Source organism: Rhodococcus sp. 4CII (genome assembly GCF_014256275.1).
GTDB lineage: Bacteria > Actinomycetota > Actinomycetes > Mycobacteriales > Mycobacteriaceae > Rhodococcus_F > Rhodococcus_F wratislaviensis_A.
In genome coordinates this window covers 657704-678119 of record NZ_JACCFE010000002.1, presented here as the reverse complement: position 1 = coordinate 678119, position 20416 = coordinate 657704, and the positions used below count along the sequence as shown (strand labels likewise).

Below are 20416 nucleotides of genomic sequence, written 5' to 3'. Positions count from 1 at the left end.
ACACGAGCCCCCGCTTTCCCGTGGAGTGACCAGTTCTTTACTGGGATAGTGGATGCCGATGTACGAATGGCTGGATAGGGAGATCGTCGGGCACGGGCGCCTGCCTCTGCTCTTCTTCCTGCTCGGGTTCCTGGCGGCGTTCCTGTTCATCCGGTTGAGTGTGCGGATGATCCGCGCGGAGGTGTCGTGGTGGCCGGGCAACGTGAAACCCGGCGGGCACCATGTTCACCATGTGGTGTTCGGCGTCGTGACGATGCTCGTGTCGGGGGTCTCCCTCATCGCCGTCTACGTGGACGGCACCCAGACCACCGGCGCCGTCCTCGCCACCTTCTTCGGGATCGGTGCGGCGCTGGTGCTCGACGAATTCGCGCTGATCTTCTACCTGCAGGACGTGTACTGGGCGGATGAGGGCCGGACGTCGGTCGACGCGGTGTTCGTGGCGATCGCCGTCACCGGTCTGCTGTTGCTCGGTCTCCGGCCGCTGGAACTGATCAACGTCACCGACTTCCGGGACTCCCCGGATCCCTGGGTTCGGGTGGCGATCGCGTTGTCGTCCGTGATCAACCTGCTCATCGCGGCCGTGGTGCTGTTGAAGGGGAAGATCTGGACCGGGCTGCTGGGCCTGTTCGTCTTCCCGATCCTGGTGATCGGGGCGCTCCGACTGAGCCGGCCGAGTGCGCCGTGGGCACGGTGGCGCTACACGTCCAAGCCGAAGCGGATGCTCCGGGCTCTCGAGCGGGAACGAAAGTGGCGCAGACCGGTGATCCGCGCCAAGATCTTCGTGCAGGATTTCATCGCGGGGACCCCCAGCGCCGTGCACGTGAAGGAAGCTGCCGAGCACGCGAGGGTGGCGGCGGAGGTGGAACTCGACCACGTGGTGCATGCGGCACCACCGCCGATTTCTCTTCACCCGGTGGCGTCTGGCACAATGGACGGGTTGCCTGGACCAGGCAGCAATACTTGATCTGGGCACGAACCAGACGAGCACCGGTGTTCTCCGAACGTCCGGGTGCCGCTCGGTTCCTCTGCTCCTGCGAAAACGCAAGGATGGAACACCGATGAACACTCTCGATTTCCTGGACAAGAAGTCCCTCCGCGACGACATTCCCGAGTTCCGTCCCGGCGACACCCTCAACGTGCACGTCAAGGTCATCGAAGGCTCGAAGGAGCGCGTGCAGGTCTTCAAGGGCGTCGTGATCCGTCGCCAGGGCGGCGGCGTCCGCGAGACCTTCACCGTCCGCAAGGTCTCCTTCGGTGTCGGCGTCGAGCGCACCTTCCCGGTCCACAGCCCCAACCTGGCGCAGATCGAGGTCGTCACCCGTGGTGACGTGCGTCGCGCCAAGCTGTACTACCTCCGCGATCTGCGTGGCAAGGCCGCCAAGATCAAGGAAAAGCGCTGATCTTTCCGATGAGCCCGGCACTGCGTACTCGCGGTGCCGGGCTAATCTGATTTCGTGACAGATTCTTCGAAGGAGCGGGCATTGTCGTCGGAATCCGAGACCACCGGCGATTCGGCCGCCACTTCCACCGAGAACGGTGGTGCGGCGAAGCCCGAGAAGAAGCCCCGCTCCTTTCTTCGCGAGTTGCCGATCCTGATTCTGGTCGCGCTCGTTCTGAGTTTCCTGTTGCAGACGTTCGTCGCCCGCGTGTACCTCATCCCGTCGGAATCGATGGAGCCGACGCTGCACGGGTGCGCGGGCTGCACCGGCGACCGGATCGTCGTCGAGAAGATCGGTTACCACTTCGGTGATCCGCAACCCGGCGACGTCATCGTGTTCCGCGGCCCCGATTCGTGGTCGCAGGACTTCGTGTCCACCCGATCGTCGAACGTGGTGATCCGCGGGGCGCAGGAACTCGGCTCACTCGTCGGACTCGTCCCCCCGGACGAGAACGACCTCGTCAAGCGTGTCATCGCCACCGGCGGTCAGACCGTCGAATGCTGCGACGACCAGGGACGCATCCTGGTCGACGGCAAGCCGCTCGACGAGCCCTACGTCGTCATGGACTTCCCGTTCGTCCCCGGCTCTCAGACCTGCGATACGGCATTGAAGTCGGCGCGCTGCTTCGGTCCGGTCACCGTGCCCGAGGGACACTTCTGGGTGATGGGCGACAACCGCAGCAATTCCGCGGACTCGCGGTACCACGTCGGTGACGACATGCAAGGCACCATCCCGCTCGACAACGTCATCGGCAAAGCCGTGTTCAATGCGTTGCCGCCGTCGCGGATGGGCACGATCAGTTCACCCGATATCCAGGGCAAGTGACTTCCTGGCCGCCACGCACCATCATTCGCAGGTCGTCCGGTCTGCGGACGATGGAGTCGGCCCTGGTCCGCAGCGGCCTCGGCCCGGTAGCCGGCGTCGACGAGGCCGGCCGCGGGGCCTGCGCGGGACCGCTGGTCGTGGCGGCCTGCGTGCTCGCGCCGAAGCCGTATCCGGCGCTGGCGCGGCTCGACGATTCGAAGAAGCTCACCGAGCGCACCCGGGAAGAGTTGTTCCCGGCGATCACGAGATTGGCTGTGGCGTGGAGCGTCGTGTCCTTTCCCGCCGAGGAAGTGGACAGGATGGGTGTGCACGTCGCCAACATCGAGGGCATGCGGCGCGCCGTCGCCGGGTTGTCGACCACGCCCGGATACGTTCTGACGGACGGCTTCCGCGTCCCGGGGCTTCCGGCCCCGTCGTTGCCGGTGATCGGGGGTGACGCCGCGGCGGCGTGCATCGCGGCGGCGAGTGTGCTGGCCAAGGTGTCGCGTGACCGGGTGATGGTCGCGATGGACGAGACGCATCCCGGTTACGGTTTCGCGATCCACAAGGGGTACAACACGCCCGCCCACCTGGCGGCGCTCGACGTGCTGGGCCCGTGCCCGGAGCACCGCCGCTCGTGGTCGAACATCGCGGCGCTGCTACACCGGGTGGATAAGAGTTCCGGAAGTGCGAGATGATGACAATTCACACCAGAGCAGGAGGACTCCGAGACCGATGAGTGCCGAGGATCTCGAGAAGTACGAAACCGAGATGGAGCTGTCGCTCTACCGCGAGTATCGGGACATCGTCGGTCAGTTCTCCTATGTCGTGGAGACCGAGCGCCGGTTCTACCTGGCCAACTCGGTGGAGTTGCTGCCGCACAACGCCGACGGTGAGATCTACTTCGAGCTGCGGATGTCCGACGCGTGGGTGTGGGACATGTACCGTCCCGCCCGGTTCGTGAAATACGTCCGCGTCATCACGTTCAAGGACGTGAACATCGAGGAGCTCGACAAGCCCGACCTGCGGCTCCCGGACAACGGTTTGTCCTGACGGCCCGGATCTCGCACCCGCGTACGATCGTCCGATGAACGGACGGAGGCGCGTCGCGCTGGCTCTCGGCAGCGGCGGGGCCCGCGGGTACGCCCACATCGGAGCGATCCAGGTACTCGAGGAGCACGGATTCGAGATCGTCGGCGTCGCCGGATCGTCGATGGGGGCCCTGGTGGGGGGCCTCCACGCCGCGGGGAGGCTCGACGACTTCACCCGGTGGGCGGTCGGCCTGACGCAGCTCGACGTGGTGCGGCTTCTCGACCTGTCGGTGTCTGCGCCAGGGGCCATCCACGCGGAGAAGATCCTGCAGCGGGTCCGGGAGATCCTCGGCGAGGTTCGCATCGAAGACCTTCCCATTCCGTACACCGCCGTCGCCACCGACCTCGCCGCGGGCCGGTCCGTGTGGTTCCAGCGCGGACCCGTCGATGCGGCGATCCGCGCGTCGATCGCCATTCCCGGAGTCATCACGCCGTACGTGCTGAACGGCCGGGTCCTCGCGGACGGCGGAATTCTCGACCCCCTGCCGATGGCACCGCTCGTCTCCGTGAGCGCCGACCTGACCGTCGGGATCAGCCTGAGCGCCGAGGATCGGGACGGTCGGTCCCCGGCTCCGGAGAATGTCAGCGCGGACTCCCGGCCCGTCGACGAATGGATGTCCCGCTTCCGCCGTAGCGCTGCGCAGCTCCGTGACCTGGACATCGTCCGGTCTGTCGTCGGACGGTTCGGTGCCTCGCACACCGAACCGGATCCGGCGGACGAACCGGACGGCCAGGTGCTCGCCGATCAGACCGTGGTCGAGGGCGACGCGGTGGCCGTCCCGAAGTTCAGTCGGTTCGCGGTGATGAACCGCTCGCTCGACGTGATGCAGGCGACGTTGGCGCGCTACCAGCTCGCCGCGTACCCACCGGACGTCCAGGTCCGGGTTCCGCGGGCGGCGTGCCGGAGTCTCGACTTCCATCGCGCGACGGAAATGATCGAACTCGGTCGGGTGCTCACACAGCGTGCGCTCGACGACGCCGGGGTCAACGCGACGACAGCGGATGCGTCTCCGGCGAATTCGGACCGCGACCCGACGTGACGGACGTGTCGCCGTCCACGTCGACGTGTTGCGGCGCCATCAGCAGGCAGAGAATGCTGACCGCGCACATTCCGATCAGGAGGCCGATCACCGGCCACACGCTGCCCGTCGCCTGGTACATCAGGGTCGACAACAGAGGCGACAGCCCGCCGAAGATCGCGCCCGCACCCTGATAGGCGAGGGAGATGCTGGTGTACCGGGCCTGCGGGCGGAACATCTGCGACAGCACGGCTGCGATCGGGCCGTACGTCGCGGCGAGGACGAGTCGCATGACGGCGAACGTCAGGAAGATCGAGAACACGGAACCGGACGTCAGCACCAGGAACTGCGGCGCGGCGAGCACGGCGACGGCCAGCAGTCCGTAGATCACCACGCGGATCCGGCCGACCTTGTCGCCGAGCCACGCAACCCCGAGGGCGGCGATCAGCTCGACGACAGCGGCGACACTGAGCGCGTCGAGGACGAGCGTTTCCGACAGCCCGACGTCCGGATCGGTGGCGTAGGCCGTGATGAACGTCGTCACCAGGTAGTAGCCGCCGACGGCGACGGGCAGAATGCCTAGTCGTACCACTCGATGGTGGTGCCGACGAAGGCCGCGAGACCCGCCTTGCGGGCCTCGGCGATCTGAGTGTCGTGACTCATGACTGATCCTCGGTGATTGCAGTGGTCGAGAATAGGTGGTTGCGCGTGGAATGCTCCAATTCGCCGTCGATCCAGGTTTCCCAGACCTCGATGTCGGCGATGGTGTGCGGGTCGACGCTGAGAGGGTCGGCGCCGAGGACAACGGAATCGGCGCGCTTGCCGGGAGAGATGCTGCCCAGTTCGGTCTCCCGTCCGAGCGCGCGCGCCCCGTTCAGCGTGTGCGCGGTGAGGGCCTGGGCGGCGGTCAGTCGTAACGCGTTCGAGCCGAGTTGGTGGTTCTGGCGGGTGATGCGGGTGACGGCGCTGTGCTACGCCGACGTCATCAAGGGAATCTTCATGCCCAAGAGCGCGTTACGGGCCGACGTCCGGCTGGATTCAAGGACATCGCGCTCATCGAGTTGCTGGGGGGAACGGGCGGATGCCGTTCCTCGAACTGGCCGAGCGCACCGGACTCTCGCCGAGCGCCGCGCGCAATCGAGTGAACCACCTGATCGACAGCACCGCGGTGCGGGTCGGCGCCGTCGTGAAGCGCCGCGGTGGCGGCAGAACACTGGCCATGGGCATCGGTGTCAGCCTCGGCGCGCGCGACCCGGAGGCGTGTGCGCAGATCGAGGCCCTTCCCGGCATCGAATTCCTGGCGCGCACGCTCGGCAGATTCGACCTGATCGGTACCGTCGCCGCCGACTCCTCCGGCGACCTGCATTCCCTTGCGGAGCGCATTCGCACGGTCCCGGGCGTCGTGGCGCTGGAGACCTGGACTCATCTCGAGGTGTTCAAGGAGCATTACGCCCGCAGCCTCGACGTGCGTGGATAAGAGCGTGCCGGAAGTGGGTCACCTCGGCCGGCCTGTTGTGGGACGATCGGCCGATGCGCCTCGGGTTGCACGCCCTCGGAATCGGCGCCGGCGCCCAGCGCTCGGTGATCGACGCGGTCGCAGTTGCCGCCGAGAACAATGGATTCGCCACGCTGTGGTCGGGCGAGCACGTGGTGATGGTCGACAGGTCGGCGTCCCGGTACCCGTACGCGGACGACGGCCGGATAGCCGTCCCCGCGGTGGCGGATTGGCTCGACCCGATGATCGGGTTGAGCTTCGCCGCCGCTGCGACACACACGATCGGCCTCGCGACGGGTGTGTTGTTGCTGCCCGAGCACAATCCCGTGCTCATGGCCAAGCAGGCGGCGACGCTGGACCGGTTGAGTGGCGGCCGGCTGACGCTCGGGGTCGGCATCGGCTGGTCCAGGGAAGAATTCGACGCCCTCGGCATTCCCTTCGCCCGTCGCGGCGAGCGCACCGCCGAGTACGTCGCAGCGATGCGGACACTGTGGCGTGACGACGTGGCGTCGTTCGACGGTGATTTCGTCCGCTTCGATTCGGTACGGGTCAATCCGAAGCCCCCGCGCGATCGCCGCCTTCCCGTCGTTCTCGGGGGCAACAGCGACGCGGCGCTGCGGCGGGTCGCAGAGTGGGGCGACGGCTGGTACGGGTTCAATCTGGACAGCGTCGACGCGGTCGCCGAACGCGTCCGGACACTTCACCGCCTGTGCGGGGACGTGGGGCGCGACCCCGGGGAACTGCGCCTGGCCGTCGCGCTGCGGGAAGCGGATCCCACCGCCGTCGGGGCGCTGACCGGTGCGGGAATCGACGAACTCGTCCTCGTCGAGTCGCCACCCGAAGATCCCGATGCGGCGGCCGAGTGGGTCGAGGCTCTCGCGCTCCAGTGGATGCCCGCGGCCGGTTGACCCGACTGTGCAGGGTTGACAAGCCTGACCTGCGCGTTTTGCGTAAGGATGCGCGCTGTGGTGCGGAGTTGTCCACAACCTGCGATCCATCCACAGCCCGATGTGTTCGCCCAGTTCGAGCGGATACCTCCGGAGCCCCGGTCGGGCACGGTGATGCGAGGCGCGGTTCGCATCGGTGGGCCGCCGGGGGGACGGGGTGGAGGCTGCTGTGGCGCACAATCTCGCGCTTGGTGCACATGGGGAGGATCTGGCCGCCCGGTATCTCACCGAGGCGGGGATGGAAATCGTCGACCGCAACTGGCGATCCCGATACGGCGAGGTCGATCTCATTGCGGCGGAGGGTGACTGGCTCGTCTTCGTCGAAGTGAAGACGCGGCGGGGCCTGGGGTACGGCACCCCGGCCGAAGCGGTGACGTTCTCGAAGCAGCGCCGGATCCGGTTGCTGGCGGTGGAGTGGTTGCGAGACTCCCGCCGGCACTGGTCGCGAGTGCGGTTCGACGTGGTCGCGATCATGATCGGGCACGGTCCGCAGCCGCAGATCGAGCATGTCAGGGACGCGTTCTGATGGCGCTGGGGCGCGCGCATTCGGTCGCCGTCACGGGGGTGGACGGCCAGCTGGTCGAGATCGAGGCCGACATCGGCCGCGGTCTTCCCGCCGTGCATCTGGTCGGGTTGCCGGACACCGCGCTGCAGGAGGCGCGCGACCGGATCCGCGCCGCGGTGGCGAATTCGGGTGAGGAGTGGCCGGATTCGAAGGTGATCCTCGCGCTGTCGCCGGCGACGCTGCCGAAGGTCGGGTCGGTGTACGACCTCGCGCTCGTCGCGGCGGTACTGGACGCGGCCAAACAGGTGAAACGGCAGCGGCTGCGTGAGACCGTGCTGCTCGGGGAACTGGCGTTGGACGGGCGGCTGCGGTCGGTGCGCGGGATACTGCCCGCGGTGCTGGCCGCGAAGAACGCGGGCTGGGCCACCGTCGTGGTTCCGGCGCAGTCGTTGCCCGAGGCCGGGCTGGTGGGCGGTGTGGAGGTGCTCGGCGCGCACGATCTGAAGGCGGCGGTCGCGTGGCTGCGGGAGGAGCGTGATCTCGAGTATCCGGAGCCGGTGAACTGGGTCGCGCAACCGGTGCGCGCGGATCTGAGTGAAGTGGTCGGTCAGGCGGAGGCGCGCTGGGCCATCGAGGTGGCGGCGGCGGGAGCGCATCACCTCATGCTCACCGGGCCGCCGGGGGTGGGGAAGACGATGCTGGCGCAGCGTCTTCCCGGTGTCCTGCCGCCCCTCACCGAGAGCGAATCGCTGGAGGTGACGGCAATCCACTCCGTGGCCGGGCTCCTCCCGCCGGAGCGTCCGCTCATCGACGTGCCGCCGTTCATCGCACCGCATCACACCGCGTCTGTCAGCGCGCTCGTCGGAGGAGGAAGCGGTGTCGCGAAGCCCGGCGCTGTCAGTCGCGCCCACCGAGGGGTGCTGTTCCTCGACGAGTGCGCGGAGATCGGAACCAAGGTGCTCGAAGCCCTGCGTACCCCGCTCGAGGACGGCGAGGTCCGGATCGCGCGGCGCGACGGAGTTGCGCGGTATCCCGCACGTTTCCAGCTGATCCTCGCGGCCAATCCGTGCCCGTGCGCGCCGGCCCGGGAGGCCGACTGCGTGTGTGCACCGACCGCCCGGCGACGTTACCTCGGAAAGCTGTCGGGACCGCTGATGGACCGGGTGGATCTCCGCGTGCGGATGCAGGCCGTCGCGACCGGGGCGTTCATCGACGAGGTCGGGGAGAGCACCGAGGACGTCCGACTGCGGGTGGCGCAGGCCCGGGCCGCGGCCGGTGAGCGGTGGAGCGACTACGGGTGGCGCACCAATGCCGAGGTACCCGGCCCGGCCCTGCGGCAGAAGTTCCGGCTGGCGCGTCCCGCGCTGGCACCGGTGGAACGTGCGTTGCGGAAGGGCTTGATCACGGCCCGAGGTGCCGACCGTGCGTTGCGAGTCGCGTGGACCGTCTGCGATCTGGCGGGGTTGGACATGCCGGGCCCGGAGCAAGTGGTCACCGCGTTGGGATTTCGGGACAGGAGCTTTCAGTGACGGTGGAAAGTCGTAGTGACGCAATCGGTTCGAAGGGTGCAGTCGACCCGCGCCGGGTGGCGTGGGCGTATCTGTCGAAGGTGGTGCAGGGGCCGTGCCCGGCACTGACGCGGCTCGTCGAGGAGGTGGGGCCGGAGGAGGCGGCGCGGGCCGTGCGGGAGCGTGATCTGTCGGACGTGCTGGGGGAGCGCACCGTCGCGCGTGCGCACGTGGATACGGCCGTGCACGATCTCGAACTGGTGGCGGGAATGGGCGGCAGGCTTGTGACCCCGGACGACGACGAGTGGCCGCAGTGGCGGCTTTTCGGTTTCGGAAACCTGTCTCGATCACGCGACGAGGGACCACCGCTGGCGTTGTGGGTGCTGGGTTCGCGGCCGGTGGACGAGTTGACGGATCGGGCGATCTCGATCGTGGGCACGCGCGCGGCGAGCGGGTACGGCGAGCACGTGACCGCGGAGGTTGCGGGTGACCTCGCCGTCGACGGCTGGACCGTCGTGTCGGGCGCGGCGTTCGGGGTCGACGGCGCAGCGCACCGCGCCGCGCTGGGTGTGGGAGGCCTGACGGTCGCGGTGCTGGCGTGCGGGGTGGATCGTGCCTATCCGGCGGGCCATGCCCGCTTGCTGCGGCAGATCGCGCAGAACGGGGCGGTGATCAGTGAGTACGCTCCGGGTACGACACCGGCCAAGCATCGGTTTCTGGCGCGGAATCGGTTGGTGGCCAGCCTGTCCGACGGGGTGGTCGTGGTGGAGGCGGGATGGCGCAGCGGTGCGCGGAACACGGCGAGCTGGGCGCGCAAGCTCGGGCGTCCGGTGATGGCCGTGCCGGGGCCGGTGACGTCGGCGTCGTCGACCGGGTGCAACCGAATGATCCGGGAGGGGGAGGCGCGGCTGGTCACGAATGCCGGTGACGTGGTGGAGGAGGCCGGTCCGATCGGGTTGCGGGACGGCGTCGACGTGGTGCGTGATCTGGATGCGCTGTCGGGCGACGCGTTGCTGGTGTACGAGGCGCTGCCGACAGCCGGGCCGCTGGGGGTCCGGGAACTGTCCGAACTGTCCGGGGTCGCGGTCGAGCAGGTGCGGGCGGTGCTGCCATTGCTGGAAATGGACGGCTTCGTCGCGTCGGACGATACGGGATGGTCGCGGCAGAGGTGAGGTGACCGAAGTGCGCGTCGAAGCGCCGGATGGACGGGGATCTGGAGTAGAACCTTTGTATAGCGCACCTCACGACCGCTTGCACCATCAGCAGTCCAGCGTCACGTAAGGAGTGAGATATGGGGTCAGCCGAGGACTTGTGGCGGAACTTCGTCGCGCAGGTGTTGAACCTGTTGATCGGCGCCGGCTCGTAGGGGAGGCCCGCCGGCATTCATAGTGTCGCGGGCGCCCGAGTCCATAGGCGCCGGCGACCCCCTCGTTGCGCTCCGCCATGAGAGATCCTTGCTGCTGAGACAACATATCTCGACGTCGTGGATCCGTGCGGTACTTCTGTCGGAGGGCGGTTGTGCGTACCTGCGTGTCGGTGGATTGCGCGGGAAACAGTCGATTCGGCCCGGTGCTCGGCGCCGCACTGGCGTCCGACGGTCTCGGTGTTGACAGCGGTGGTGTTGGGCGTCACAATTCTGCGTAGTTGACATGACTGTCACGTCATAATTGTTGTGATGCCGGAGGAGGCAGGATGACCACGTCCATTTCCGATATGCGAGAACTGGGCCGACGGGTGAGCAACTGGGGACGGTGGGGCGCCGACGACGAGCGCGGAACCACGAACCTCATCACGCCCGAGCGGGTGGCGGCCGCGGCGGCGCTGATTCGGACCGGCACGATCTACGAACTGGGCATTCCCCTCGACAGCGAGGGGCCGCAACCCGGAGGCAATCGGATCAACCCGATCCGATTGATGGCCGAGAACGGGCAGGAGCAGGTGCTTCCCGGCGGCTTCAAATGGGCGGACGACTACGTCTTCATGCCGCTGCAGGCCGGCTCGCAGTACGACTCCCTGTCCCATGTCCACTACGACGATCAGCTGTACAACGGTCATCCGGGCACGGGGGTCACCGTCAAGGGCGCAGACAAATGCGGAATCCACACCCAGGCGAAGGGAATCGCTGGGCGCGGCGTGCTGCTCGACGTCGCGCGGGCGCGTGGAGTGGACTGGCTCGACGCCGGGACCGCGATCACCCCGGACGAACTCGACGCCGTCGCCGCCGCTCAGAACGTCGAGATCGGCCCCGGCGACATCGTGCTGATCCGAACCGGTTGGCGCGCAAAATTCCTCGCCGATCGCGACCCGGCCGGGTTCATGGCCGGCGAACCGGGCCTGAGTTTGTCGTGTGCATCCTGGCTGCGCGATCGGGACGTCGCGGTGGTGGGTTCGGACAACTGGGCGGTCGAGGTGATGCCCGGTGAGAACCCCGGGGCGTTGTTCGAACTGCACATGGTGCTCATCCGGGACATGGGCATGACGCTCGCCGAGCTGCTCGATTTCGAGGAGCTCTCCGCCGCCTGCGCCGGCGACGGAACGTATGACTTCTTCTATGCCGGACCGCCCCTGCAATTCACCCGCGGGGTCGGGTCTCCGATCAACCCGCTCGCGATCCGGTGAACACCGACGTCAGCGCCGCCACCCCACCTGCCTCGAGGAGGAACTGAATGCTGGTCAGCGACATCGTCGAGTACGGCGCGCGCAAGCATCCCCATCGGATCGCGCTGCGGTTCGAGGACGAGACGGTCAGCTACGCCGAGCTGCGTGATCGCAGCCGGCGGCTGGCGGGCGCTCTCCTCGGTGTCGCCGCGCCCGGCGACCGGGTGGCGATCCTGTCCGCCAACTGCACCGAGTACTTCGAGTGCTACTACGGTGTGCCGATGGCTGGGATGGCGCTGACCATCCTCAACTTCCGGCTGCACCCCGACCAGATCGCGACTCTGATCGAACATTCCGGCGCGACGGTGCTGATCGTGGCGGCCGAGTTCGCGCCCGTGGTCGAGCAGATCCGGGACCAGATCCCGTCGGTGCACACCGTGGTCTCGATCGGCGCGACCACGGGAAAGATCGGCTGGGATGAGTTCGTCGGTACCGGGCCCGCGGACCCGCCGTCGGTGCGTCCGACGCCGGACGACATCGCGTGGCTGGTCTACACCAGCGGCACCACCGGCACTCCGAAAGGTGTGATGATCAGCCACCGCAACCTCGTCAGCGGTGTCACCTCCTCCGCGCTGCACTGGGCGTTGCCGGAGGACACGGTGTTCCTGTTCTGCTTCCCGCTCTGCCATGTCGGTGGGTACGTCACGCTGCTCAACCACCTGATGGGCAGCACCGTCGGCATTCTGCGGACCTACGACAATGCCACGTTCCTGCGTCTGGTGGAGCGGTGGCAGGTCACGCAGACCGGACTGGCACCCACCATGATCAACTTCCTTCTCCAGGATCCCACGCTCGAGGAGCACGACCTCAGCACCCTGCAGGCGATCGGATACGGCTCGTCGGCGATTCCGGCGCAGGTGCTGCGTCAGGGACTCGAACGCCTCGGCTGCGATTTCTACCAGGGCATGGGCATGACGGAACTGGCCGGCAACGTGCTTCATCTCGACTACGAGGCACACAGGCGGGCCGCCGGTGGTGAGAGTGCGCTGCTCGCCGCGGCCGGTAAACCTATGCGGCTGACGGATATCCGCATCGTCGACGACACCATGCAGGACGTGGCGACCGGCGAGGTCGGGGAGATGGTGGTCCGCGGCGACCAGGTGATGGCCGGCTACTGGCAGGATCCGGACGCGACGGCCGCCGCGTTCACCGACGGCTGGTTCCACACCGGCGACCTGGTGCGCCGCGACGACGAGGGATTCGTCTACATCGTCGACCGAAAGAAGGATCTGATCATCAGCGGCGGCGAGAACGTCGCATCCCTGACCGTCGAGCAGGCTCTGTACCGGCATCCCGCGGTGGCCGAGGCCGCGGCCATCGGCGTCGAGGACGACACCTGGGGCGAACTGGTCTGCGCGGTCGTCGTTCTTCGCGACGGCGCCTGCGCCACCGCCGACGACATCATCGCCACCTGCCGGGAACAGCTCGGTGGATTCCAGGTGCCCCGGCGGGTCGTCTTCGTCGACACCCTCCCCAAGAACGTCACCGGCAAGATTCTCAAACGCGATCTGCGCGATCGGTTCTCCCGCGCGACCGTCTGATTCACAACACCGCCCGGCGGCGACGAATCCCGTCGCCGCCGCGCAGCGGTGCCCGAAAAACCTGAACCGGCACTGTTTCCGGACTCATCCCTCACCCTTATGGAGCGACTGTGAACCGTATCCTCGCCGTGGGCGTGACCGCCCTGTGCGCCACCGCGGCGCTGACCGCATGTTCGGGCCGCGACACCGCGACCGCCGCAGGCGACTGCGACCCCGGGATCACCGACAGCGAGATCCACTTCGGCACCAGCCTGGTGCAGTCGATCGCCGGACCTCAGGCGACCGCGGCATCCGCCCTGTTCGACGACATCAACGCCGCGGGCGGTGTGGCCATGGGCGATGGCAAGTCCCGCAAGATCATCTACACGGCCCTCGACGACGGATACGATCCGGCGCGCACCGTCAGCAACGTCCGGTCGCTGGTCGAACACCAGCAGGTGTTCGCGATCCACAACCTGATCGGCACTGCCTCGACCCTCGCCGTCGCCGATTACCTCACGCAGAAGAACGTCCCGCTCGTGTTCCCCATGACCGGCACCGACGACCTCCTCGCCACGCTCGACGCACGGCCCGTCGTGGCCGGCGCGGTCAATCCCCAGACCGGCTGGGAGGTCGGCGAACGGGCGAAGCAGATCCTGCGCGATCATCCGCAGGCGAGGATCGCGGTGCTGTATTCCAATGACAGCCTGGGCAACGGCAGCCTCGACGCCCTGAAGTCCGCCCTGGCAGGCAGCGGCACGCAGATCGTCGCGCAGCAATCCTACGAACAGACCACACCGTCGGTGGATTCCCAGGTGGTCAACCTCGCGAACTCCGGCGCCGACGTATTCGTCAACTTCGCCACCGCAAGTTTCGTGACTCAATCGTTGAAGAAGGCGCACGAGCTGAGCTGGAAACCGGAGACATACATCTACTCCGGCGCCACCGACACCAACTTCGTCCTCGCACCCGCCGGTCCCGACGCCGCCGAGGGCATCCATTCCTTCTACTGGATCTACGACGTGAGCAGCACCGACCACGACCAGCTCCCGGGTGTGCAGAAGTGGCGGGCGTTCGCCGAACGGCACGCCGGTGCGCTGGAGTCCACCGACACCATTGCCGCGACCGGGTACAACACCGCTCAGCTGCTGGTCGCCGCCCTGGAACAGATGAAGGGATGCACCCGCGCCGACCTGCTCGACGCCGTCCAGAATCTGCACGGGGTCACCACCGATCTGTCCATCGACGGCGTCACCTTCGACACCGGCGCGGAGTACCCGTACGCGATCACGTCGATGGCCCCGATGACGTTCCGCGACGGTAGCTGGCACTACGACGCTGTGGTGACGCGCAGCGCCGAACGATGACGGCGGGACAGCCTGGCGCGGCGCTGACGGTGCGCGACGTCCGGCTGCGGTTCGGTGGAGTCGTCGCCCTCGACGGGCCGTCGTTCACCCTCGAGCCGGGCCGGATCGTCGGGCTGATCGGTCCGAACGGCGCCGGGAAGACGACCTTGTTCAACTGCATCAGCAGGCTCTACCTACCGGATTCGGGAAAGATCACCTTCGGGGACACCGACCTGCTTGCGCTGTCGGCGGACGCGATCGCGGATGCCGGCATCGCCCGCACCTTCCAGAACATCGGATTGTTTCCGACGATCTCGGTGCTCGACAACATCCTCACCGGCGCCTACGCGCGGACCCGGGCGGGTTTCCTGGCCACCGCGCTGGGATTTCCGCGCACCCGGCGGGAGGAACGCGGCGAACGCGACGAGGCATGGCAGCTGCTCGAATCGATGAATCTGGCGCACGTCGCCCGCGAACCGGTCGGCAACCTGCCCTACGGCACACTCAAACGCGTCGAACTGGCGCGGGCGCTGATGCAGCGACCGCGGCTGCTGATGCTCGACGAACCGGCCAACGGCCTGATCCACGAGGAGGTTCTCGAACTCGCGGAGACGGTCCGCCGGCTCCGCGACGAACGGGGATTCTCGGTGCTGCTCGTCGAGCACCACATGGCCATGGTGATGTCGATCTCCGACCGGGTGGTGGTGCTGAACTTCGGGCAGAAGGTGACCGAGGGCGAACCGACCGAGGTCGCCGCCCACCCCGAGGTCGTCGAGGCGTACCTGGGCGGTGCGGCATGAACCTGCTCACCGTCGAGAACCTGCACGCCCGCTACGGGAGCGCGGAAGTGTTGCACGGCATCGACTTCGAGGTGCCGGCGGGGGAGGTCACCGTGGTCCTCGGCGCGAACGGCGCCGGGAAGACGACCATCCTGCGATCCATCTGCCAGTTGGTCCGCACCAGTGGGCAGATCGTCTTCGACGGCCGCGACATCACCGGCATGCGCACGGATCGGATCGCCCGGCTCGGCGTGGCCCACGTCCCTCAGGGGCGCGGCACGTTCGCAGACCTGACCGTGGAGGAGAACCTCCGCGTCGGGGGATACACGACCACGGCCGCGACCACCGCCCGCGCGATCGAACGCTGGTTCGACTTCTTTCCGCGGTTGCGGGAACGACGCCGGCAACAGGCGGGTGGGCTCAGCGGCGGAGAACAGCAGATGCTTGCGATCGCCCGCGCGCTGGTGGCCGGGCCGCGCCTGCTGCTGCTCGACGAGCCGTCCCTCGGCCTGGCGCCGCGCATCACCCAGGAAGTGTTCCGCGCGCTCGACAAGATCAGCGGGGAGACGGAGACCACGATCCTCGTCGTGGAACAGAACGCGCACCTGGCCCTGGACATCGGCACGTCCGCGGTCCTCGTCGACGCCGGCCGCGTCGTCGCCCAACGCCCCGCCGCCGGATTGGCGCACGACGAGTCGGTGCGACGCGCCTACCTCGGCTACTGAACACAGGAGAGTGGTCATGGACGTATTCCTACAACAACTGGCGGACGGGCTCATGTGGGGTGCGCTGTACGGCGCCTTCGCGCTGAGCATCGTCCTCGTCTACCGGGCCTCCGGAATCGTGAACTTCGCTCAGGGCGAGATGGCGATGTTCTCGGCGTTCTTCGCGTGGCAGTTCCACCAGTGGGGTGCGCCCCTGTATCTCGCCGTCCTCGGCGCGATGGTGGTGGCCTTCCTCGGCGGCGCGGCAGCCGAGCGGGTTCTCATCCGGCCGCTGGCGTCCGCACCGAACCACATGCCGCTGGTGATCATCACCCTCGGCTTGATGCTGGTGCTCAACAGTGCCGCCGGGTGGATCTGGGGCGTGCAGAGCAAGGAGTTCCCGTCGATGGTCTCCGGGCCGGTGCTCACCCTCGGCCTGGTCGCGATCTCCCAGCAGTCGCTGTTCGTCGTCGCTGCCGTCACCGTGGTCGCGGCGCTGCTGTTCATTCTGTTCCAGCGGACCAGGATCGGCCTGGCCATGCGGGCGGCGGCCGCCAATCCGGACTCGGCGCAACTGATCGGCGTTCCTATCGGCCGGATGCTGATGATCGGCTGGGGACTGGCTGCGGCGATCGGGGCCCTCGCCGCCTCACTCGCGGCGCCGCAACTGTTCCTGCAACCCAACATGCTCGCCGCCTCGCTGATCTACGCGTTCGCGGCCGCGGTCCTCGGTGGGCTCGACAGCCCGGTGGGTGCACTCGTCGGAGGGTTGTGCGTGGGTGTCGCGGAAAACCTTGCCGGCACCTACATCTCGTGGATCGGTCACGATTTCAAGCAGGCTGTGGCGTTGGCCCTGATCCTCGGGGTTCTGCTCCTCAAACCCGAGGGTCTGTTCGGCGCACGGAAGGTGGCCCGCGTATGAGAATCGTCGAACTGCTGCGTCAGCCCCGTGCCGAACTCGACCCACCGCGGTGGCTGGCGAGGTCAACGGTCGCATTGGTAATCCTCATGGCCGCGGTGGCGCCGTTGATGTCGGCGCCGTACGTCAACTTCGACCGCTCGATGGTGCTGGTGTACGTGGTGGTCGGGTTGGGACTGAACCTGCTGACCGGCAACACCGGTCAGATATCACTCGGTCACGGCTTCTTCTTCGCAGTCGGTGCCTATCTGAGCGCCGTGCTGGTCGAGAACCACGACGTGCCGTATCTCCTGTTGTTCCCGGTCGCGTTCGTGGTCTGCTATCTGATCGGGTACCTCTTCGGTCTCCCGGCGCTGCGCCTGCACGGACTCCAATTGGCGCTCGCCACATTGGGTCTGGCGCTGGTCACCCCCGCGGTGATCAAACGGTTCGAACACGTCACCGACGGGCAGGCCGGAATCAACATCGCCGGCGCCGAGCCGCCGGCGTTCACCGGGCTCGAGCGTGACCAGTGGGTGTACTACCTGTGCCTGGTGGTGGCGTCGCTCGCCTACCTCGTGGTGCGCCGGCTCGCCACCGGCAGGATCGGGCGGTCGCTGATCGGAATCCGGGACTACGAAGCCGTCGCCACCACGCTCGGTGTCCCGGCCACCCGCACGAAAACGACGGTGTTCGCGCTCAGCGCGGCCCTCGCCGGGGTGGGTGGCGTGCTCTACAGCTTCGTGGTCCAGTACGTCGGCCCCGAGGCGTTCGGCCTCCCGTTGGCGATCGCGTTCATCACCATGATCGTGATCGGTGGGCTCGGCACCGTTCCGGGTGTCGTGTTCGGGGCGTTCTTTGTGCAGTACGTGCCGCAGTGGACAGCGGAGATCAACCAGTCGGCGGCGGGAATGACGTACGGAGCGGCGCTGATCGTTTTCATCTTCGTGCTCCCGTACGGGGTGATCAGCCTCGTGAGGTGGGCACTGGGACCACTGGTGAGCAGGATTCCGGGGACGCGCCGCGACATCCGGCGGGCGACACGGGCGGGCGAGGATCCCAGGGAGCTGGTCGTCTCCCGCTGACTGCTGGCGCGACACCAGACTGGAGCCCCGACCGTCGATCCGGCCGGGGCTCCAGTCGTCGTGGTGAGTTATTTGTTCAGATGACGAGGACTTGCCACACGCAGGCGGGCAGACACGGCGATCGACACCGCGCGGAGCACGTCGTCGTCGCGGTAGGGGAGTGCGCCCTCGCGCAGCCGTGCCGTCAGCTCCGCCTCGGAGTCGCAACCGACCGCACGGAGCGCGTCACCGAGCAGAGAATCGGTGCCGGGGCCGTCGTCGAGTTCGCGTCCGGCGGTGCGCAGCAGGTTGACGCAGATCCGCAGGAGGTAACGCTGCCGCTCCTGGGTGCCCGCCAGGGCAGGACCGATGTCGTCGACCAGTGTCTCGGCGACGAGGTCGAGGATTTCGGGGACGCGCGGCCGGTCGTGCACGGTGGGCCCCGGCGGGGCAGGTGGCGGCAAGGCCACGGAGTCGTCGAGCAGGCCCAGGATGTCGAGCAGGTCGTACTCGGATTCGCAGACCCGGCGGCCGATCGCCGCCAGCTCGAGGGACTTCTCCGCGCCACCGAGGTGGCGTTCGGCTTGAAACCTGCTCAGTACCAACCATCTCAGGGTCCCGAACGTCTCCCACCAGTGAAGTTCGGACGCCGACGGCCGGAACCCGGTGACCCGCTCGTAGCCGTCGAGAAGCTGGTCGCGGGTCCCGATGCCGGCGACCGGGGCGGACGCGCCGAATCGCCACGCCCGCACGCACAGCCAGCCCAGGTCCTCGACGGGGTCGCCGAGGTGGGCGAGTTCCCAGTCGAGCACCCCGCGGATGCCGGTGCCGTCGACGAGGAGATTGCCGATCCGGAAGTCGCCGTGCACCAGGGTGTTCGGGCGCTGCGGAGGGCGGTGTTCGCGCAGCCACCGCAGCCCCACCTCGACCGCCGGCCGGGGGTCGTTCAGGTCGCGGTAGAGCACCTCGATCGCGTCCACCGGATCGGTGGCGTCGAGCATGCCGAGGGTGTCCAGGGGAGTGCGGTGGATCAGGCCGAGCACGTAGCCCATGTCCTCGGCGAGGTGGCCGCGCACCGCCTCGAAGGCCGGGTCCCGCTGCAGTGTCCGGGGAAACGATTCTCCCTCGACCTTGTTCATGAGCAGGTAAGGGGCGTCGATGCCGGGGGCGGAGTCGCCCGACGCTAGGACGGTGGGCACCGGCACCCCGGCCGCGGCTGCTGCGCGCAGACACGCCGCCTCAGCCCGCATCCGGGCGGCGTCACCGTGGCCGGGCGGGTCACGGCGCAGCACGACGGGCAGGGGTCGCCCGTCCGGGCCCTCGGCGTCGAACGCCCACACCTGCCTGCTCGCGCCGCCGGTCAGTTGCCGGGGTTCCCCGACCGTGACCACGGTGCCGCAGACGGAATTCAACACGGCGCGGATGCCGTCCTGGAGGGTGCTGGGGACGTGGGTCATCGCCATGGTGCGGCCCCGGGATCGCGCAGCAGACGGCGGGCCGTGGACATGCGGTGCACTTCGTCGGGACCGTCGTAGATTCGCGCGTACCGCGCCTGCCGGTACATGCGCTCGAGGGGAGTATCGGCGGTCAGGCCGAGGGCGCCATGGATCTGGATGGCGCGGTCGACGACGTCGTGGAGCATGCGGGCGCCCCAGAATTTCACCAGCCCGATGCGTACGCGGGCGTCCTCGCCGGCATCCATCGCGCGGGCGGCGTCGAGAGTCATCAACCGGGCGGCGTGAATCTGGGCGGCGGATTCGGCGATGTAGCGGTGCACCTCACCCTTCTCGGCGAGCAGGGAACCGTGGGCGAAGCGGGTGTTCGCGCGGGCGCACATCAGCTCGTAGGCACGTTGAGCCTGCCCGAGCCACCGCATGCAGTGGAAGATCCGACCAGGCCCGAGCCGGTCCTGGGCGACGGCGAAACCCTTGCCGCGCTTACCGAGGAGGTTGGCGGCCGGAACCCGCACGTCGGTGAGCCGAACCTCGTAGTGGTCGCTCGGGTTGTGGCCCATCGTGGGGATGGAGCGGACGATCTCGAATCCGGGCGTGTCGGTCGGCACGATGATCGCGCTGATGCGCTCGTGCCGCGGGCTGGTGTCGGGTTCGGTGCGGGCGAAGACCGAACAGTATCCGGCATCCTGCACTCCGGTGGTGAACCACTTGTGACCGTTGATGACCCAGGTATCACCATCGAGTTCGGCGCGGGTCTCGATGAGGGTGGGATCGGAGCCCGCCGCGTCGGGTTCGGTCAAACCGACGGACGGCAGGAACTCCCCGGCGACCAGCGGCGGGATCCACCGCCGCCGCTGCTCCTCGGTGCCGTGTTCGCGCAGCATCAGGGTGTCCTGCATGGACACCGAACCGACCGCCAATTGGCCGAATTCCGAGCGCCCGATGATCTCGTTGAGGTAGACGAAATCGAGGAACGGGACGCCCCCGCCGCCGACCTCGGCGGGGTGCCCGAGCGCCCACAAGCCGCGTTCCTTGGCACTGTCCCGCAGGTGCGCGAGGGTCGTGCGGGCGTCGTTGTCCTCGTTCGCCAGGACCGGCTCGGCAGGGATGACCACCTCGTCGACGAACGAGCGCATCCGCGTGCACAATTCGGCCAGCGGGACAGTTGATGGGGTGTCGGTCATG

19 protein-coding genes and 3 pseudogenes are annotated in these 20416 nt (G+C 67.9%); 18 read left to right on the top strand and 4 right to left on the bottom strand.

The genetic code is table 11. From position 1 onward, the window contains the following. The first annotated feature begins 58 nt into the window (after positions 1–58). From H0B43_RS04085 to H0B43_RS04060, 6 genes are all read left to right on the top strand, one after another. A complete protein-coding gene (locus H0B43_RS04085) occupies positions 59–964 on the top strand; it encodes a hypothetical protein (protein ID WP_185730112.1) in 906 nt (301 codons plus the stop codon). Between the two features lie 94 nt (positions 965–1058). After that, on the top strand, positions 1059–1400 hold the full coding sequence (gene rplS / locus H0B43_RS04080; protein WP_005240490.1) for a 50S ribosomal protein L19: 342 nt from the start codon (positions 1059–1061) through the stop codon (positions 1398–1400). 81 nt (positions 1401–1481) lie between these two features. After that, positions 1482–2264 carry a signal peptidase I gene (gene lepB / locus H0B43_RS04075; RefSeq protein WP_185730113.1) on the top strand — a complete coding sequence of 261 codons (783 nt, stop codon included), beginning with the start codon at positions 1482–1484 and terminating at the stop codon, positions 2262–2264. Next, positions 2261–2941, top strand: a complete 681-nt coding sequence (locus H0B43_RS04070; RefSeq protein ID WP_185729185.1) for a ribonuclease HII — start codon at positions 2261–2263, stop codon at positions 2939–2941. The genes lepB and H0B43_RS04070 overlap by 4 nt, the downstream gene beginning before the upstream one ends. Before the next feature lie 37 nt (positions 2942–2978). Further along, positions 2979–3296: a DUF2469 domain-containing protein gene (locus H0B43_RS04065; protein WP_005240496.1), complete on the top strand. Its 318-nt coding sequence runs from the start codon at positions 2979–2981 to the stop codon at positions 3294–3296. A 34-nt stretch (positions 3297–3330) separates the two neighbouring features. Then, a complete protein-coding gene (locus tag H0B43_RS04060; protein WP_185729186.1) occupies positions 3331–4374 on the top strand; it encodes a patatin-like phospholipase family protein in 1044 nt (347 codons plus the stop codon). Here the strand turns inward: H0B43_RS04060 and H0B43_RS04055 are convergent. Together H0B43_RS04055 and H0B43_RS04050 are read right to left on the bottom strand one after the other, a co-directional pair. Further along, positions 4319–4936 (bottom strand): annotated as a pseudogene (locus H0B43_RS04055) (MFS transporter); the annotation flags it as partial. The gene H0B43_RS04060 and the pseudogene H0B43_RS04055 overlap by 56 nt on opposite strands. Positions 4937–5012: 76 nt before the next feature. Then, positions 5013–5321: pseudogene (locus H0B43_RS04050) on the bottom strand (amidohydrolase family protein); the annotation flags it as partial. On the opposite strand from H0B43_RS04050, the pseudogene H0B43_RS04045 reads away from it, so the two are divergent. The 12 genes and pseudogenes from H0B43_RS04045 to H0B43_RS03990 form a co-directional block, all read left to right on the top strand. Next, positions 5317–5830 (top strand): annotated as a pseudogene (locus H0B43_RS04045) (Lrp/AsnC family transcriptional regulator); the annotation flags it as partial. The pseudogenes H0B43_RS04050 and H0B43_RS04045 overlap by 5 nt on opposite strands. 53 nt (positions 5831–5883) lie before the next feature. Then, complete coding sequence (locus H0B43_RS04040; protein ID WP_185729187.1) at positions 5884–6756, top strand: LLM class F420-dependent oxidoreductase; 873 nt, start codon at positions 5884–5886, stop codon at positions 6754–6756. Positions 6757–6964: 208 nt separating this feature from the next. After that, entirely contained in the window at positions 6965–7321 is a 357-nt protein-coding gene (locus H0B43_RS04035; RefSeq protein WP_185729188.1) for a YraN family protein, read from the top strand. Further along, the gene (locus tag H0B43_RS04030; RefSeq protein WP_185729189.1) at positions 7321–8829 is read left to right on the top strand and encodes a YifB family Mg chelatase-like AAA ATPase; all 1509 of its coding nucleotides are present in this window, start codon (positions 7321–7323) and stop codon (positions 8827–8829) included. The genes H0B43_RS04035 and H0B43_RS04030 overlap by 1 nt, the downstream gene beginning before the upstream one ends. Then, entirely contained in the window at positions 8826–9980 is a 1155-nt protein-coding gene (gene dprA, locus H0B43_RS04025) for a DNA-processing protein DprA (RefSeq protein WP_397517490.1), read from the top strand. Before H0B43_RS04030 ends, dprA begins: the two co-directional genes overlap by 4 nt. A 520-nt stretch (positions 9981–10500) precedes the next feature. Further along, positions 10501–11427: a cyclase family protein gene (locus H0B43_RS04020; protein WP_185729190.1), complete on the top strand. Its 927-nt coding sequence runs from the start codon at positions 10501–10503 to the stop codon at positions 11425–11427. Between the two features lie 47 nt (positions 11428–11474). Continuing rightward, positions 11475–13007, top strand: coding sequence for a long-chain-fatty-acid--CoA ligase (locus H0B43_RS04015; protein ID WP_185729191.1), 1533 nt, complete (start codon positions 11475–11477; stop codon positions 13005–13007). A gap of 110 nt (positions 13008–13117) precedes the next feature. After that, positions 13118–14353, top strand: a complete 1236-nt coding sequence (locus H0B43_RS04010) for an ABC transporter substrate-binding protein (protein WP_185729192.1) — start codon at positions 13118–13120, stop codon at positions 14351–14353. Next, positions 14350–15132, top strand: a complete 783-nt coding sequence (locus H0B43_RS04005) for an ABC transporter ATP-binding protein (protein ID WP_185729193.1) — start codon at positions 14350–14352, stop codon at positions 15130–15132. The genes H0B43_RS04010 and H0B43_RS04005 overlap by 4 nt, the downstream gene beginning before the upstream one ends. Then, positions 15129–15836: an ABC transporter ATP-binding protein gene (locus H0B43_RS04000; protein ID WP_185729194.1), complete on the top strand. Its 708-nt coding sequence runs from the start codon at positions 15129–15131 to the stop codon at positions 15834–15836. The genes H0B43_RS04005 and H0B43_RS04000 overlap by 4 nt, the downstream gene beginning before the upstream one ends. Positions 15837–15852: 16 nt before the next feature. Then, a complete protein-coding gene (locus tag H0B43_RS03995) occupies positions 15853–16737 on the top strand; it encodes a branched-chain amino acid ABC transporter permease (protein WP_185729195.1) in 885 nt (294 codons plus the stop codon). Further along, on the top strand, positions 16734–17798 hold the full coding sequence (locus tag H0B43_RS03990; protein WP_185729196.1) for a branched-chain amino acid ABC transporter permease: 1065 nt from the start codon (positions 16734–16736) through the stop codon (positions 17796–17798). Before H0B43_RS03995 ends, H0B43_RS03990 begins: the two co-directional genes overlap by 4 nt. 68 nt (positions 17799–17866) lie before the next feature. On the opposite strand, the gene H0B43_RS03985 is transcribed toward H0B43_RS03990, so the two are convergent. Beyond that, positions 17867–19234, bottom strand: a complete 1368-nt coding sequence (locus tag H0B43_RS03985; protein WP_252189865.1) for a phosphotransferase family protein — start codon at positions 19232–19234, stop codon at positions 17867–17869. Continuing rightward, complete coding sequence (locus H0B43_RS03980; protein ID WP_185729198.1) at positions 19231–20415, bottom strand: acyl-CoA dehydrogenase family protein; 1185 nt, start codon at positions 20413–20415, stop codon at positions 19231–19233. Before H0B43_RS03980 ends, H0B43_RS03985 begins: the two co-directional genes overlap by 4 nt. Between the last annotated feature and the right edge of the window lies 1 nt (position 20416).

Coding starts and splice junctions, on each gene's coding strand:
- H0B43_RS04005 (WP_185729193.1), top strand. CDS start 14,350: ATGACGGCGGGACAGCCTGGCGCGGCGCTGACGGTGCGCGACGTCCGG.
- H0B43_RS03980 (WP_185729198.1), bottom strand. CDS start 20,415: ATGACCGACACCCCATCAACTGTCCCGCTGGCCGAATTGTGCACGCGG.
- H0B43_RS03985 (WP_252189865.1), bottom strand. CDS start 19,234: ATGACCCACGTCCCCAGCACCCTCCAGGACGGCATCCGCGCCGTGTTG.
- H0B43_RS04015 (WP_185729191.1), top strand. CDS start 11,475: ATGCTGGTCAGCGACATCGTCGAGTACGGCGCGCGCAAGCATCCCCAT.
- H0B43_RS04060 (WP_185729186.1), top strand. CDS start 3,331: ATGAACGGACGGAGGCGCGTCGCGCTGGCTCTCGGCAGCGGCGGGGCC.
- H0B43_RS04040 (WP_185729187.1), top strand. CDS start 5,884: ATGCGCCTCGGGTTGCACGCCCTCGGAATCGGCGCCGGCGCCCAGCGC.
- rplS (WP_005240490.1), top strand. CDS start 1,059: ATGAACACTCTCGATTTCCTGGACAAGAAGTCCCTCCGCGACGACATT.
- H0B43_RS04065 (WP_005240496.1), top strand. CDS start 2,979: ATGAGTGCCGAGGATCTCGAGAAGTACGAAACCGAGATGGAGCTGTCG.
- H0B43_RS04085 (WP_185730112.1), top strand. CDS start 59: ATGTACGAATGGCTGGATAGGGAGATCGTCGGGCACGGGCGCCTGCCT.
- H0B43_RS03990 (WP_185729196.1), top strand. CDS start 16,734: ATGAGAATCGTCGAACTGCTGCGTCAGCCCCGTGCCGAACTCGACCCA.
- H0B43_RS04030 (WP_185729189.1), top strand. CDS start 7,321: ATGGCGCTGGGGCGCGCGCATTCGGTCGCCGTCACGGGGGTGGACGGC.
- H0B43_RS04000 (WP_185729194.1), top strand. CDS start 15,129: ATGAACCTGCTCACCGTCGAGAACCTGCACGCCCGCTACGGGAGCGCG.
- H0B43_RS03995 (WP_185729195.1), top strand. CDS start 15,853: ATGGACGTATTCCTACAACAACTGGCGGACGGGCTCATGTGGGGTGCG.
- H0B43_RS04020 (WP_185729190.1), top strand. CDS start 10,501: ATGACCACGTCCATTTCCGATATGCGAGAACTGGGCCGACGGGTGAGC.